This window comes from Jeotgalicoccus aerolatus, from assembly GCF_014635205.1.
GTDB classification, from domain to species: domain Bacteria; phylum Bacillota; class Bacilli; order Staphylococcales; family Salinicoccaceae; genus Jeotgalicoccus; species Jeotgalicoccus aerolatus.
The window spans coordinates 609,870-624,339 of sequence record NZ_BMCN01000001.1; the positions used below are offsets into that span (position 1 = coordinate 609,870).

13 protein-coding genes are annotated in these 14,470 nt (G+C 41.6%); 4 read left to right on the forward strand and 9 right to left on the reverse strand.

What is annotated here, in order from left to right; genetic code table 11:
- Positions 1 to 29: 29 nt before the first annotated feature.
- The 5 genes from IEU81_RS03175 to IEU81_RS03195 form a co-directional block, all read right to left on the reverse strand.
- Positions 30 to 1,709 carry a glutathione ABC transporter substrate-binding protein gene (locus IEU81_RS03175; protein ID WP_186090247.1) on the reverse strand — a complete coding sequence of 560 codons (1,680 nt, stop codon included), beginning with the start codon at positions 1,707 to 1,709 and terminating at the stop codon, positions 30 to 32.
- Positions 1,710 to 2,841: 1,132 nt separating this feature from the next.
- Positions 2,842 to 3,084, reverse strand: a complete 243-nt coding sequence (locus tag IEU81_RS03180) for a YneF family protein (protein ID WP_092599180.1) — start codon at positions 3,082 to 3,084, stop codon at positions 2,842 to 2,844.
- A 67-nt stretch (positions 3,085 to 3,151) separates the two neighbouring features.
- The gene (gene tkt, locus IEU81_RS03185) at positions 3,152 to 5,137 is read right to left on the reverse strand and encodes a transketolase (protein ID WP_092599183.1); all 1,986 of its coding nucleotides are present in this window, start codon (positions 5,135 to 5,137) and stop codon (positions 3,152 to 3,154) included.
- Positions 5,138 to 5,169: 32 nt separating this feature from the next.
- The gene (locus IEU81_RS03190; protein WP_092599186.1) at positions 5,170 to 5,394 is read right to left on the reverse strand and encodes a DUF896 domain-containing protein; all 225 of its coding nucleotides are present in this window, start codon (positions 5,392 to 5,394) and stop codon (positions 5,170 to 5,172) included.
- A gap of 91 nt (positions 5,395 to 5,485) precedes the next feature.
- Positions 5,486 to 5,809, reverse strand: a complete 324-nt coding sequence (locus IEU81_RS03195; RefSeq protein ID WP_186090248.1) for a hypothetical protein — start codon at positions 5,807 to 5,809, stop codon at positions 5,486 to 5,488.
- A 142-nt stretch (positions 5,810 to 5,951) separates the two neighbouring features.
- Between IEU81_RS03195 and lexA the strand changes: the two genes are divergently transcribed.
- The gene (gene lexA, locus IEU81_RS03200; protein ID WP_092599192.1) at positions 5,952 to 6,569 is read left to right on the forward strand and encodes a transcriptional repressor LexA; all 618 of its coding nucleotides are present in this window, start codon (positions 5,952 to 5,954) and stop codon (positions 6,567 to 6,569) included.
- 74 nt (positions 6,570 to 6,643) lie between these two features.
- Here the strand turns inward: lexA and IEU81_RS03205 are convergent, their stop codons facing one another.
- From IEU81_RS03205 to panB, 3 genes are read right to left on the reverse strand one after another with little or no spacing between them, the layout of a single operon-like run.
- Positions 6,644 to 7,633 carry a CAP domain-containing protein gene (locus tag IEU81_RS03205; protein ID WP_186090250.1) on the reverse strand — a complete coding sequence of 330 codons (990 nt, stop codon included), beginning with the start codon at positions 7,631 to 7,633 and terminating at the stop codon, positions 6,644 to 6,646.
- A 12-nt stretch (positions 7,634 to 7,645) separates the two neighbouring features.
- A complete protein-coding gene (gene panC, locus IEU81_RS03210) occupies positions 7,646 to 8,485 on the reverse strand; it encodes a pantoate--beta-alanine ligase (protein ID WP_186090252.1) in 840 nt (279 codons plus the stop codon).
- Positions 8,486 to 9,286 (reverse strand): 3-methyl-2-oxobutanoate hydroxymethyltransferase, encoded by an 801-nt coding sequence (gene panB, locus IEU81_RS03215; protein WP_092599201.1) that lies wholly within the window; start codon positions 9,284 to 9,286, stop codon positions 8,486 to 8,488.
- Between the two features lie 72 nt (positions 9,287 to 9,358).
- On the opposite strand from panB, the gene IEU81_RS03220 reads away from it, so the two are divergent.
- Positions 9,359 to 10,240: a ketopantoate reductase C-terminal domain-containing protein gene (locus IEU81_RS03220; protein WP_186090253.1), complete on the forward strand. Its 882-nt coding sequence runs from the start codon at positions 9,359 to 9,361 to the stop codon at positions 10,238 to 10,240.
- A 145-nt stretch (positions 10,241 to 10,385) separates the two neighbouring features.
- Here IEU81_RS03220 and IEU81_RS03225 read toward each other — a convergent pair whose 3' ends face one another.
- Positions 10,386 to 11,843, reverse strand: a complete 1,458-nt coding sequence (locus IEU81_RS03225; RefSeq protein WP_186090255.1) for a protein adenylyltransferase SelO — start codon at positions 11,841 to 11,843, stop codon at positions 10,386 to 10,388.
- 173 nt (positions 11,844 to 12,016) lie between these two features.
- Here IEU81_RS03225 and IEU81_RS03230 point away from each other — a divergent pair, with 173 nt between their 5' ends.
- Both IEU81_RS03230 and IEU81_RS03235 read left to right on the forward strand, forming a co-directional pair.
- On the forward strand, positions 12,017 to 13,126 hold the full coding sequence (locus IEU81_RS03230) for a YkvI family membrane protein (RefSeq protein WP_186090257.1): 1,110 nt from the start codon (positions 12,017 to 12,019) through the stop codon (positions 13,124 to 13,126).
- 126 nt (positions 13,127 to 13,252) lie between these two features.
- A complete protein-coding gene (locus IEU81_RS03235) occupies positions 13,253 to 14,329 on the forward strand; it encodes a YkvI family membrane protein (protein WP_092599212.1) in 1,077 nt (358 codons plus the stop codon).
- The last annotated feature ends 141 nt before the right edge of the window (positions 14,330 to 14,470 follow it).

Below are 14,470 nucleotides of genomic sequence, written 5' to 3' on the forward strand. Positions count from 1 at the left end.
ATAACAGCTAAAGGGTATTTCCAGATAGATTATTTAAATCTTACATCTCTAAAGTGCAATCCGCCTGCTGGATCCACTTCAATTCCACTCACTTCAGATTCATTATAACCTGCTGCGAATTGAGCGTGGAAAAGATATGACATTGGAGAATCTTCTACTAGTATATTTTCAAGTTCAGTATAGATGTCCTGGCGGGCAGCCTCATCTACTTCTGCACGACCTGCATCTAGCAATTCATCCACTTCCGGATTGTCGTAGAATGAACGATTTCCTGCTGCGCCCTGATTTTTAGAATGGAACAGAGCGTATAAACCGTAGTCAGCATCACCAGTAACAGTTGTCCATCCTAAGATAAACATATCGTGGTTGCCGTTAGCTAAAGTTTCTAAGTACGCGCCCCACTCAAACTGTTCAATTTCAACATTAATATTTAATTCTGCAAGTTCATTTTGAATATAAACTGCTGTATCGATAATTTGCTGATCATCATTAACCCAAAGCGTTGTGTCAAAGCCATCGGCCATATCTGTTTCATCTAAAAGTTCTTTTGCTTTATCAATATTGTATTCTTGACCTTCAAGATCTTCAGAGTAACCCCAAACATTAGGTGCTAAGGGCCCTTTCGCTGGAATACCCATATCATCGTATACGCCAGTCACAATTTCTTCTCGATTTATTGCATAAGAAATTGCTTGACGAACTTTCACATCTTCAAATGGTTCTTTATTAATATTAAATCCAAGGTATGACATACGAACAGAGTCTGCAGAAGTTACCGCAGTATCTGCACCTTCTTCAACACGTGCAATATTTGAAGAATCGACATCTGTTGCAACTTGAATTCCACCTGTTTCCAGTTCAGCGATACGTGCTCCGTTTTCTGGAATCACTTTAAAAGTAACATTTTCAAAGTAGCGATCTCCGCCTTGGAAATCTTCAAATTTTTCTAATACTACTGAATCACCTGCACTGCGTGAAACAAATTTTAAATGGTTCGTTCCGTTTGGTTCATTAGAAACCACAGTTCCTAAATGTTCACTGATTGCCTCTTTAACTGTATCGTACTCTTCACCGCCTGCATCACGTAATTCATAATATTCTTCCAGAGTAACGTCTGATCCGGCAGCATCCAAGGCAGCCTGATAATCAGCATCGATTGTTGCTTTAGAAATTATTCCCCCTGTATTATGTGCAAGATGACTTGCTAAAGGTGCAAAAGGAATTGAGGTATGTATATTGATTTCATAATCGCTGACAACTTCAATTTCTTCAATCATTTCAAATAGGAAAAGTACCGGTGATGCCATCGCTTCATCCTGTACACGATCAAACGTCGCTACGACATCTTCTGCAGTAAAATCTTCACCGTTATGGAAAGTTGTTCCTTCACGAAGTTTGAAATTCCAAGTTGTCTCATCTACTTGTTCGTATTCTGTCGCTAGACCTGGTGATAATGACATATCCACGTCTTGGAAAACTAATGTTTCATATATATTTGCTCTTACTTGGCGTGAAGCTGAATCATTTGAACCATGGGGATCTGTCGTTACCATTTCCGCCATCGTACCAATCGTTAAATCTCCAGTTTTTTCACTGCCTTCACTATCTTCCCCGCTTGCTGCTTCATCGACATTTTCATCGCTTGAACATGCTGCCATGACAATTAAGAAAGCGATTACAAATATGGCTAAAAAATTTTTGCGCTTCATTGCTGTATTTCCCCCTTAGTTTGATAAAGTTATTATATCCATGTGGATGCTAAAATTGCAATAATCTTCTAAAAATTAAATATATATAGAGTTTTAGTGGTGTATTGGTGTTGGGTTGCAATGAACTTCGGTCATTGAAACGCAAATCAGACTGCTCGCTAATGACGCCCGCTCATTGAAACCCAAACCAGCTTGCTCGCCAATGACGCCCGCTCATTGAAACCCAATCCAGCTTACTCGCCAATGACACCCGCTCATTGAAACCCAATCCAGCTTGCTCGCCAATGACACCCGCTCATTGAAACCCAATCCAGCTTGCTCGCCAATGACACCCGCTCATTGAAACCCAAACCAGCTTACTCGCCAATGACGCCCGCTCATTGAAACCCAAACCAGCTTACTCGCCAATGACGCCCGCTCATTGAAACCCAAACCAGCTTACTCGCCAATGACGCCCGCTCATTGAAACCCAAACCAGCTTACTCGCCAATGACGCCCGCTCATTGAAACCCAAACCAGCTTACTCGCCAATGACGCCCGCTCATTGAAACCCAAACCAGCTTACTCGCCAATGACGCCCGCTCATTGAAACCCAAACCAGCTTACTCGCCAATGACGCCCGCTCATTGAAACCCAAACCAGCTTACTCGCCAATGACGCCCGCTCATTGAAACCCAAACCAGCTTACTCGCCAATGACGCCCGCTCATTGAAACCCAAACCAGCTTACTCGCCAATGACGCCCGCTCATTGAAACCCAAACCAGCTTACTCGCCAATGACGCCCGCTCATTGAAACCCAAACCAGCTTACTCGCCAATGACGCCCGCTCATTGAAACCCAAACCAGCTTACTCGCCAATGACGCCCGCTCATTGAAACCCAAACCAGCTTACTCGCCAATGACGCCCGCTCATTGAAACCCAAACCAGCTTACTCGCCAATGACGCCCGCTCATTGAAACCCAAACCAGCTTACTCGCCAATGACACCCGCTCATTGAAACCCAAACCAGCTTACTCGCCAATGACGCCCGTTCATTGAAACGCAAACCATCTTACCCCCATACCACCACCCCATCCCCACGCACAAAAAAACACGCACTGTCCGCCAGCGCGCGTTTCATCAAAAAGTCTTTACTTTTTCTTGTCTTTTTTAGCTTGTTCTGATGATTTATTCATCATACTCAACATTTGATTAATTTTTTTCTGGGAAGGTTTTTGTCCCATTTGCATCATCATAATTCTGAGCATGTCTTCATTAATAGGAGGGTTCTTCTCCAAGTAATCCATCATGTATTTTCTAGAGATCCAAAATCCTAATGCGAAACCACCAATGAGGGCTACGATTACAATTAGTATCCATATCCAAGTCGCCAAAAATGCTCACCTCTTTTCCGTGTAAACCACTATTTAGTTTACATTAACCAACCTTTAAATTCAATGCTTATTTGTTACGGATAATGTTCGACAGATTTTCAACAGTGAAGCCGTAGCGTTCTACTACTTCTCCGCCTGGCGCACTGGCACCAAATGTGTCAATTGTCAGCAGTTTACCTTTAATGCCGACAAATCTGTGCCAGCCGAGGCTTGCAGCCATTTCTACTGCTGTACGGTTGTCGATATCAGTGTTGAGTACTGATTCGATGTACGCTTCATCCTGGTTTAAGAATGCCTGAACATTAGGGATAGATGCGACTTTAATATTCACACCGTCTTCTGCTAATTTTTCAGCTGTTGCCACTGCCAGTGATACTTCACTGCCTGTTGCAAATACAATTGCATCGCTTCCACCGTCATATGCAATGTAGCCGCCGCGTTTTACGCCTTCTTTAACCACTTCAGAATCGATATCCAGTACAGGCAGATCTTGACGTGTCAATACTAAAGCTGTCGGTGTGTCCACAGATTCTAAAGCTGTTTTCCATGCTTCACGTGTTTCATTTCCGTCTGCCGGACGAATGACGTTTAAGTTAGGAATTGCACGGAGTCCTGCAAGCTGTTCTACAGGTTCGTGTGTCGGACCGTCTTCACCAACTGCAATTGAGTCGTGTGTAAATACATATGTTACCGGCAGTTTCATTAACGCACTGAGACGCACTGCAGGTTTTAAGTAGTCACTGAAGACAAAGAATGTTCCTGCATACGGATAAAGCCCGCCGTGTGCTGCCATACCGTTAATTGCAGCCGCCATAGCAAATTCTCTAACGCCGAACCAGATGTTGCGGCCGCCGTAGTTATCTTTACCGTAGTCGGATGCTTCTTTAACGTTTGTTTTATTACTGCCTGCAAGGTCAGCTGCACCGCCGAAGAATGTCGGAATCGCTTTTGATAATTCCTGAATCATATCTCCTGAGTTGCCGCGTGTCGCTTTTTTAGTTCCCGCTTCATATACCGGTAATTTATCAGCATAATCTTTAGGCAGTTCACGCTGAACTGCAGCAGTGAAGTCATTGTAGGCAGCTTCGTTCGATGTTTTAAACGATTCAAGGACTTCATTCCATGCTGTCTCTTCTGATTCGCCGCGGGCAATCAATGTTTCGTTAAAGCGTTCGTAAACTGAATCATCAACATCGAATGTTTTTAAATGATCGAGGCCGTAAGCTTCGTAAGCACCTTGACGCTCAGCTTCACCTAACGGTGAACCGTGGGCATCGGATTTTCCTGATTTATTTGGTGCACCGTAGCCAATTACTGTCTTCACTTCGATTAGTGACGGCTTATCGCTTTGTTTCGCTTCTTCAATCGCCTGATCGATTGCGTCTAAGTCATTGCCGTCTTCTACACGGAGGTAATGCCAGTTATACGCTTTAAAACGCCCTGCTACATCTTCAGAGAAACTCTTGTCGAGGTCGCCGTCTAGCGAAATATCATTTGAATCATAAAGTACAATCAGTTTACCCAGACCTAAGTGCCCGGCAAGTGATGCTGCTTCATGTGAAATACCTTCCATCAGATCACCGTCTGAAGCAAGGACATAAGTATAATGGTCAACGACTTTGTGATCATCTGTATTAAATGTCGCATTGAGATGTGTTTCAGCCATTGCCATGCCGACGCTCATTGCAAAACCTTGTCCCAGCGGACCTGTTGTTATTTCTACGCCGTCAGTATGTTTGAATTCAGGATGACCTGGTGTTTTTGATTCATACTGTCTAAATTCCTTTAAATCATCCATTTCCAGAATACCTGAAAGATGAAGCAGGCTGTATATTAACATTGAACCGTGACCCGCGCTCAGCACGAAACGGTCTCTGTTAAACCAGTCGACATTTTTCGGATTAAAGTTTAAATGTTTTTGCCATAATACATATGCCATCGGCGCTGCACCCATTGGCAGTCCAGGGTGACCCGAGTTCGCTTTTTCAATCGCATCAATACTTAAAGAACGGATTGTATTGATTGCTAATAAATCAGTCTTATCAAATGACATTTACTTTCGACTCCTTCAATTCTCTTCTATTATTATTTTTTATTGCGTAACGCCTTTACTTTGTCAGGGGTAACATCATTACCTTCCGGATCAATCACTTTAGTATTTTTTATCTGATTCTTAAATGAACTTCTAAAGTTTGATAAATATTCCTCTCTTAATCCAGTCAGCTCTTTAAGTTCAGCTTTAGATATATTATCCTCGCGTTTTAACTTAGCCAGCTGGTTAAGACGTTTTAATTTTTTATCATCTAACATGAGCTCCACCCTTTCCAATATAATTTACCATAAAAAAGGTGCGGAAACCAAACGGTCCCGCACTTTAATAGACAATATATACACTTATTAGCTAATTTCTGCTGGAAACTTCATAATTCATCTGCTGATTAAGCATTCCGCTGCTGATAAAGCCATTCATTTCTTCATTGACAGACGATTCATCTGCTGGTTCTTGTCCGGTTTTTTTCTCATCATCAATCGTCGATGCAGAAACAGTCCCGTTCGTCTCCTGTTCGGTTGAATTTTCACTTGTATCTTCACTAACTGCTGTAGTTTCTTCAGAATATACGTTCTCCGCATAATCCGGTTCTACCATATTAAAACTATATAAAAGCCCGAAGTTTAGCATTACGACAAATAAACCTGTGAGAGTTTTGAAATCTTTCTTAGTCATTACTATCCACTCCTTAGAACAAATGTTTGTAATATCAATATAACAGAACACGTGTTCGCAGTCAACAAAAATACGAACAAATGTTTGTAAGTGCATATCGAATATGATAAAATTTAAGTAACATAAGGCTGGAGGTAAAAATATGAAAGATTTAACAGACAGACAAAAAGATATTTTTCAATATATAAAGCGCAGCGTAAACGATAAGGGCTATCCGCCGAGCGTGCGTGAAATCGGCAATGCCGTGGGATTACAGTCAAGCTCTACTGTACACGGCCATCTGGCCAAACTGGAAACTAAAGGATATATTAAACGCGACCCGACAAAACCGCGCGCTATTGAAATTGTACAGGCTGTCGATGACAATGCCTCGCCGGTCATTCACGTTCCTGTACTCGGTAAAGTGACAGCAGGTCTGCCGATAACAGCCGTAGAAAATGTTGAAGAATATTTCCCGCTGCCCGAACACTTCACTTCGAATCATAACAGCGAAATCTTTCTATTAAATGTTTCCGGAGACAGTATGATTGACGCAGGCATTCACGACGGCGACCGCGTCATTGTCCGCAAACAGAATATCGCACATAACGGTGAAATTATCGTTGCAATGACAGAAGACGATGAAGCAACGGTTAAACGCTTTTATAAAGAAAAAGGCTATTACCGTCTGCAGCCGGAAAATACATCTATGGAACCTATTTACTTAGACAATGTTATTGTCCTCGGTAAAGTGGTCGGCCTGTTCAGAGAATTTATTTAAGTCATATTAAAACCGCCTCAGAATTTATCCTGAGGCGGTTTTTTTTAGTGCTGGCACACCGTACAATTCACTATTTATTTTTGTAAATAATTTTCTGTATAGTATGGGACATTCTCACGATCATATTCAATGCCGACACCGACATAATCAAAGGATTCATTCAGTGTATTCACTCTATGCGACGGTGAATTCAACAGACTGTGATGAGCAAATATCGGTGACGTATGTCCCGTTGCAATATTTTCCCCAGCCAGCCGGAAATCAACTGATCCATTGATCAGGCGGTCTTTTAAAGTGCTGCCGTCAGGCGAATCATGATTAAAATAATTATTCTCAGCCATATCCAGGCTGTGGTAATACGCGACTTGATCCGCTGATTCATCACGCTCCAGCGTCTCATAGCCATATTCCCCGCGTGATGCATTAATTAAATTAAAATGCATGACTTCGTTATCTTCCTGTGACGGATGATTATACAGTTCGTTAATCTCAATCACTTCATCTTTATTTATAATGAGCATGCCGTTCGCTTTATAATTTTCATGTATATCGTAAAAGAAATATGCATAATAATTCCCTACATCGAACACGTCGTATTCCTCATGCTCAACTTTCAGACGCTTCCACTGCTTCCTAATGTAATCCAGCGGCTCACCGTAAGTTTCTCTTAGCTTATCACGATCCATGCCTTCAATACTCATTTTGCCAAATGACACATCGCCTGAATTTGTATAACCGCCGGTAACAATTCCGTCCCGAACCAGCGGCATATGAAAGGCACCAGGTGAATTCATCATAACGAAGTCCCCTTCGTATTCAGATTGAATGACAGTTTGATTCGTCGTGTCAAAAGCAGAGCCCAGTGAGTAATCAATATTTGTCTCCTGGGTACCGTGCACCTGTTCTATTTTTGACGTATCGTAATTTGGAATAATATTTTGCTCCAGCCAATGATTAAAATAATCTTCCGTCAGACCATCTTTAAAATCATAGGATTGTACAGCCGGTACGATAAAAAACAGAACCGTATATAAAATTAACAATGTAAATATTCGTCGTACCATATGTTTCCCCCATTAAAGGCTGACGTATAAATTATCGATCAGTCGCGCTTTTTTAAATTGCACTGCAATGAATATAATAACATCCTCGTCTATATATTCAACGGATTTTAAACCGTGTGCAGTGTATATCGCGAGATCATCAACTGTACCGCTCGTCTGTTGTTCGATATGCAGTTTAATAAATGACATGATTTTATCAGTATTCACAGTACCGTTTTTGATCTGTTCGCCGGCATTCAACAAAGCGGTATATATTTCAGAGGCTTCATTAAATTCTGCTTCACTTAAGTTGACATTGCGCGAACTTTTAGCAAGTCCGCTCTCTTCGCGCTCTGTCGGTACACCAATAATTTTAACCGGAATATTAAAATCCGATGTAAACTGCTCGATTATCATCAGCTGCTGGCGGTCCTTTTGACCAAACACAGCAATATCCGGTTGAATAATATTAAAGAGTTTACCGATGACCGTCACGACACCTTCAAAATGCCCAGGCCGCTTCACACCGTCTAACACATCTGCCATGGTGTTAATACCGATTTTAAATTCCATCTCCCCAGGATACATTTCAGATACTTCAGGATGAAAGACTATATCTGCACCTTCAGCTTCACAAATACCGAGATCTCTTTCCAGATCCCTCGGGTAGCTGTCGTAATCTTCGTCAGGACCAAACTGCAGCGGATTGACAAAAATACTGACAGCCACAATGTCAGCGTGTTTTTTTGCTTCTTTAATTAGTGCCATGTGCCCTTCGTGGAGATAGCCCATCGTCGGCACTAGTGCGATTTTTTTATCTTTATACGATGATAAAAGTAATCTTGCTTCTTTAATTGACGCTGTATGCTGCATCTATTCAAACACCCGTTTCTTATATGTTGTTTCTTCTGCTGGGAATAATCTGCTTTTCACTTCATTGCGGTAATTTGTCAGACCTTCTTTGACGACCGAATTTAAATCGGCATAAGGTTTTACAAATTTAGGCAAGCGGTCACTGCCGTATTGCAGCAAGTCATGGTAGACAAGCACTTGACCATCAGTATGAATCCCTGCACCGATACCAATTGTTGGTATGTTCACAGACTCAGTCACCTTTTTAGCCAGATCCATTGGAATTGCCTCCAGCACCATCATTGAGGCACCTGCGGCTTCCAGCGCCTTGGCATCTTCAATCAGCTGGTCAGCCTGTGCCTTCTCACCTGCCTGCATTTTAAAACCGGTAATACCGAAATGCTGCGGCGTTAAACCTAAATGCCCGCACACAGGCACCCCTGCTTTAACGAGGCCCGTAATCACTTCAATTGCATCTGCACCTTCCAGCTTCAGCATATTTGCATTACTATCCTGATACAGCTTAATACCGTTTTTAATGCCTTCATTCACACCGGTATGATGGGAGCCAAAAGGCATATCCGCTATAATAAATGTATTAGCCGCGCCGCGTCTCGCTGCTTTGGCATGATGAATCATATCATCCAGAGTGACTTGTACCGGCGACTCGTAGCCGAGAACGACCATGCCGAGAGAATCCCCCACTAGAATTATATCCGCTTCCGCTTCTTCTGCAAGCTTTGCAGAGGGATAATCGTATGCTGTTACCATCACTATTCTGTCTTTGTTTTTCATGCTGACTAAATCTGCTGTCGACTTCATAGTTTCCCTACTTTCATAAATTAGTTATAATTATTTTACCACAGAAATCGTAAAAAATAACGGAGTGACATTATGAAAATAGGTATTATCGGCGCCGGTGCTGTCGGCAGCATACTCGCCAGAGAATTAAATAAGCTGCCGGAAAATGAGTTCCAGCTGACGGTTATGGCGAGAACTGCTAGAAACGGATTTACTGTACTTGAAGATGGGATTAAAATATTCCATGACATTCCAGTGCATGACATCCTGAGCGTCAAAGACACATTTGATGTTCTTTTTATCGCGACAAAAACACCTGCCCTGTTAACGCTGAAAGAGACAATTAAAAATATGACTCACGGCAATTCTGAAATTATCTATGCACTAAACGGCGTGGGTTACGACGATATGTTTGCCCAAGGAATTCCTTCCGTTGTCTACGTCAGCGGCCAGCAGCATGACGAATACATCGAACACTTCGTCAACCAGAAAATCATATTACCAGACCAGTCATTTACATACCTCGACCGCTTAATCCAGATAATAGAGAATGATGAATCCATTCACTTCGACCTTGTTAAAGATAAACATTTCGAGCAAGTAAGATATGAAAAACTGCTGATTAACGTCGGTATCAATTCAGTGACTGCACTGTCTAAAAACACTGCGAAAATATTTGAAGATGACAGTATGGTGCGATTAACTAGAACACTCTTAAAAGAATCCATAGACATCGTTAATAAAAACAGTCAGACAGTTTATATTTCTCCGGATTTTATCGATTATGCGATGGAAATGTATATGAGCTATCCGAGGGAAATGGGTACCAGCATGTATTATGATGTGATGGCAAATAGAACGACAGAATATCAATATATCCAGGGCTTCGTTTATAATTTAAAGACAGATGATCACCCGCCGACTCCTGTACTTGATACGGTGGTCACACTATTGAGCGGTTATGAGAAATTATAAAAAAATCATCCTAGGTGAAATCACTTAGGATGATTTTTGTTAGGATGACTGCAATTCACAGATTATGGCTAAGTAGCCGAATTGATTAATGACTTCTCCCATAAAATTCTGCATATTAATTTTTTCCTTTTATATTATTTTTACATCACGTTCCGCAGTATGTTTTAAAGTTGGGATCCATATCATCCTCACCCGGTGCATCGAGATATTTACCGCCGAGTTTATCGTTAAACGGTTTTGAGACAGCTTTTAATAGCTGTTTCAGTTCACCGTAGTTGCCTGATACTGCTAAATCAAGCGATTTTTGAACTAAATGATTACGGGGAATAAAACTTGGATTTGCCGCATTAGCAACAGTATTAATTTCATTTTTAGATGCCTTGTGTGCTTTCTTTCTCGCCTGATATTTTTCAAACCAGTTAATAAAATCGCTATCGTTAAACATCGGCAGTTTATCGTAGTGCGTTAAATATAAATCACGGAAAGTGCGCGTATAATCCGCTTCGTACTTAAACATAAAACCGAGCAGCTCATCGATCATCTGAACATCGTACTGGTCTTCATAATCCATATCGAGTATACCCAGTTTATTACCCATTAAAGTAATATATTTTCTATTATAATACAGCGGATATTTATCGAGTACTTCCTGCGCCTGCTTAACCGCCTCATCCTGACTGCTGTTAAACAGCGGACACAGCGCCTCGCCGAGCTTGCTTAAATCCCATTGTCCGATAGGCGGCTGATTTTTATAACGGTAGCGGCCCTCTGTATCGATTAAACTGTAATACGTATCGGGATTATATACATCGATAAAGGCACATGGCCCGTAATCGATTGTCTCGCCCGAAATTGTAATGTTATCGGTGTTCATGACACCATGGACAAAGCCGACAGCCTGCCACTCAGCAATTAACTCAGCCTGCTTCCTGACAACAGCATCGAAAAACATTAAATACTTCTTCTCTTCATCAAGCGGAGATAGATAAGGGTAATGGCGTTCGATTGCAAAGTCAGCCAGCGCTTTAAGTTCGTCTTTCGACTGGCGTGCAGCATATTCAAATGTACCGACTCTTATATGAGAACTCGCGATGCGGGTTAAAATGCCGCTCGGCACTTCTGTCTGCCGCACCAGATGCTCGCCTGTATTGACTACAGCCAGCGCCCGGGTAGTACTGATGCCGATATTTGCCATATACTCGCTGATAATATACTCTCTCAGCATAGAATCGATCGGCGCACGTCCATCGCCCTGTCGGGAAAACTTCGTTGCACCGGATCCTTTTAAGACAACATCAAACTTTTCTCCATTTGTGTTATGCTCACCTAGAAGCACATTTCTTCCGTCGCCAAGCATATTCAGTACGCCGAACTGATGGCCCATATAGGCCTGTGCAATTGGAACAGCAGACTCCGGCAGCTGATTGCCGCTGAAGAATGCCGCATCATTTTCGAGTTCTTTTTCATCTATATCCAGCAGCCTTGCCAAATGGTTATTAAATAAAACGACTTCCGGTGCTTCTGATTCTTCCGGTTCATACGGCGACCAGAAAGTCCGGGGCAGTGTTTTATAATCATGGGTGAAATTAAAGCCTTTATACATTGTAAAATTCTCCTCCCGATACACGCGTTCTGTAATAATCTCTAGTAATTAAGTATACTATAGATAAATATTGTTTCATAATAGAATACCCCTCTTTAAAAAAGTTAAAAACTTTTGTTAACAATTACAAAAACAGGGTATAATTAATTCATATAGAAATAGGAGTTGGAAACATGTCAAATGGTAATAGTCGTGCTTCCTGGAAATATGCATTTGCCTATACCGGCATTGTTGTCGGTGCAGGCTTTGCTACTGGTCAGGAAGTACTGCAGTTTTTCGCTAGTTACGGATTAATCAGCTTTTTAGGTGTTGTTTTAACAGGCCTGATCGTAATGTTTATCGGCCGTCAAGCAGCTAAATTAGGATACTCTACGCATGCAGAGTCCCACGTGCTGCCGCTGAATACCTTATTCGGCAAAAAGTTTGGTCTCGTTATCGATATCATTCTTGCCTTCTTCTTATACGGACTCGCAATTGTAATGATTGCAGGAAGCGGTGCAACTTTTAATGAAGGCTTTGGAATTCACCCGCAAATCGGAGCAATCATACTAATTGTACTGGCATTAATTACTTTACTGATGGACTTTGAAAAAATCATTTCAGTCATTGGAGTGATTACACCAGTTTTAGTCGTTGCGATGTTCTTTATCGCAGGTTACAACGTCTTAAATCCGATGGTGCCGCTGTCAGAAGTTAATCAGTATAATGATGTATCCAGAACACCAACAGGCAGCTGGTGGTTTGATGCAATTACTTATGCAGGCTTTACGCTTGCTACAGCATTCAGCTTTTTATCAATAATGGGGTCTGAATCTGCCCGCCAGTCAATTGTCAGACGCGGTGCAATATACGGCGGACTCATCATCATGATCATCATGCTGCTGATCAACTTCGGTGTACTGTCAATTATTCCGAATGCTTATGATGTATCATTACCGACAATGGAAATGGCAAACAACGTCGCACCTTGGTTCGGTACAGCCTACTCAATAATTATCATTTTACTGATTTATAACTCAATCGTCGGATTTTTATATCCTTTCCTTGCCAGATTCTCTACGCCGGGAACGAAAAAGTATAAAATTCTGCTGGTTGGTTCATTGGTAATCGGCTACTTCGGTACTTATGTCGGTTTTGTTGAACTTGTTAATATCATCTATCCATTATTTGGCTATGTTGGTATGGTCATCGGTATTATGCTGACTGTCCGCTGGGTTTATTTAAAATTCAAAGCGCGTCAGCTGGCAGAGAAAATATCAGACAATGATGAAAAAGAACAATAAAATAGCACTTATACCCTTTACATGGCATAAATGTCATATAAAGGGTATTTTTTTCTTTATCCATGTTTATCTTTTTGTGAATAGTTTATATATAAGTTATGTAAACTACATACGGGAGATGAAATTATGTCACAAGGTAAAAACCGTGCTTCCTGGAGAATCGGCTTTGCATACGCTGGTATTTTAGTCGGCGCCGGATTCTCAACAGGACAAGAAGTTTTACAGTTTTTTGCAAGTCACGGCATGGTGAGTATATTTGGAATTATACTCGCTGCACTTATACTTATGTTTGTCGGTAGACAAGCAGCAAAACTTGGTTTTCGCTTAAATGCGGAATCACATGAAACACCGCTCCGCGCACTCTTTGGTGAAAAAGTCGGTCTGGTTATCGACTATGTTCTCATTTTCTTCTTATACGGAATTGCAGTCGTTATGATTGCCGGCAGCGGAGCAACATTTAATCAGGCGTTCGGTATACATCCTCAGTTAGGGGTATTAATTCTAATACTGTTAACATTCGTTACCCTGCTGCTTGATTTCAATAAAATCGTTAATATTATCGGCGGTATAACCCCTCTATTGATAGTAGCCGTTGTGATTATTACCGGCTATAACATTTTGAATCCGTACGTTCCTTACTCAGAAGTGAATAACTACGTAGATTCTTCAAGAACACCATCTTCATTCTGGTGGTTCGATGCGATTACTTATGCTGGTCTTGCACTGGCGACGGGGTTCAGCTTTTTATCGATTATGGGATCAGAAGCACAGAGACACGCCATTGCACGACGCGGTGCAATATACGGCGGTTTGATTTTACTCGTTATGATGCTCTTAGTTAATGTCGGTGTCCTTTCTATTATGCCGACCGCAAACGAAGTCCCGCTGCCTGCTATGGAAATGGCGGACAATATGGCCCCTTGGCTCGGCGCAGTTTACTCAATTATTATTATTCTTTTGATTTATAACTCGGTGGTCGGCTTAATGTATCCATTCTTGACGAGATTTACTGAACCTTACTCCAAAAAATATAAAGTAATGATGGTTATTTCTTTAATTGCAGCTTTCATCATTTCAAATGTCGGTTTCGTCGAACTCGTTAATATCGTTTACCCTATTCTGGGTTATATCGGTCTCGCAATATCAGCAGCCCTGCTCGTCCGCTGGATCATGAACAAGAATACGAAGAAAAAACTGCTGTAATTGAAGTTTATCCCTCATCCTTAAAGGCGGATGAGGGATTTTTGTTTGGAATACGCGTTTTTTGTATGTGTGATGACAACGGCAGGCTACCGTTGTTAATGACACGCGCATACTTTCAAACAATCTATTACTTTTTACACA

Excerpts from the sequence above, each read along its gene's own strand:
- IEU81_RS03175 (WP_186090247.1), bottom strand. The coding sequence starts at position 1,709 with ATGAAGCGCAAAAATTTTTTAGCCATATTTGTAATCGCTTTCTTAATT.
- tkt (WP_092599183.1), bottom strand. The coding sequence starts at position 5,137 with ATGTCATTTGATAAGACTGATTTATTAGCAATCAATACAATCCGTTCT.
- IEU81_RS03190 (WP_092599186.1), bottom strand. The coding sequence starts at position 5,394 with ATGTTAGATGATAAAAAATTAAAACGTCTTAACCAGCTGGCTAAGTTA.
- IEU81_RS03195 (WP_186090248.1), bottom strand. The coding sequence starts at position 5,809 with ATGACTAAGAAAGATTTCAAAACTCTCACAGGTTTATTTGTCGTAATG.
- lexA (WP_092599192.1), top strand. The coding sequence starts at position 5,952 with ATGAAAGATTTAACAGACAGACAAAAAGATATTTTTCAATATATAAAG.
- IEU81_RS03205 (WP_186090250.1), bottom strand. The coding sequence starts at position 7,633 with ATGGTACGACGAATATTTACATTGTTAATTTTATATACGGTTCTGTTT.
- panC (WP_186090252.1), bottom strand. The coding sequence starts at position 8,485 with ATGCAGCATACAGCGTCAATTAAAGAAGCAAGATTACTTTTATCATCG.
- panB (WP_092599201.1), bottom strand. The coding sequence starts at position 9,286 with ATGAAGTCGACAGCAGATTTAGTCAGCATGAAAAACAAAGACAGAATA.
- IEU81_RS03220 (WP_186090253.1), top strand. The coding sequence starts at position 9,359 with ATGAAAATAGGTATTATCGGCGCCGGTGCTGTCGGCAGCATACTCGCC.
- IEU81_RS03225 (WP_186090255.1), bottom strand. The coding sequence starts at position 11,843 with ATGTATAAAGGCTTTAATTTCACCCATGATTATAAAACACTGCCCCGG.
- IEU81_RS03230 (WP_186090257.1), top strand. The coding sequence starts at position 12,017 with ATGTCAAATGGTAATAGTCGTGCTTCCTGGAAATATGCATTTGCCTAT.
- IEU81_RS03235 (WP_092599212.1), top strand. The coding sequence starts at position 13,253 with ATGTCACAAGGTAAAAACCGTGCTTCCTGGAGAATCGGCTTTGCATAC.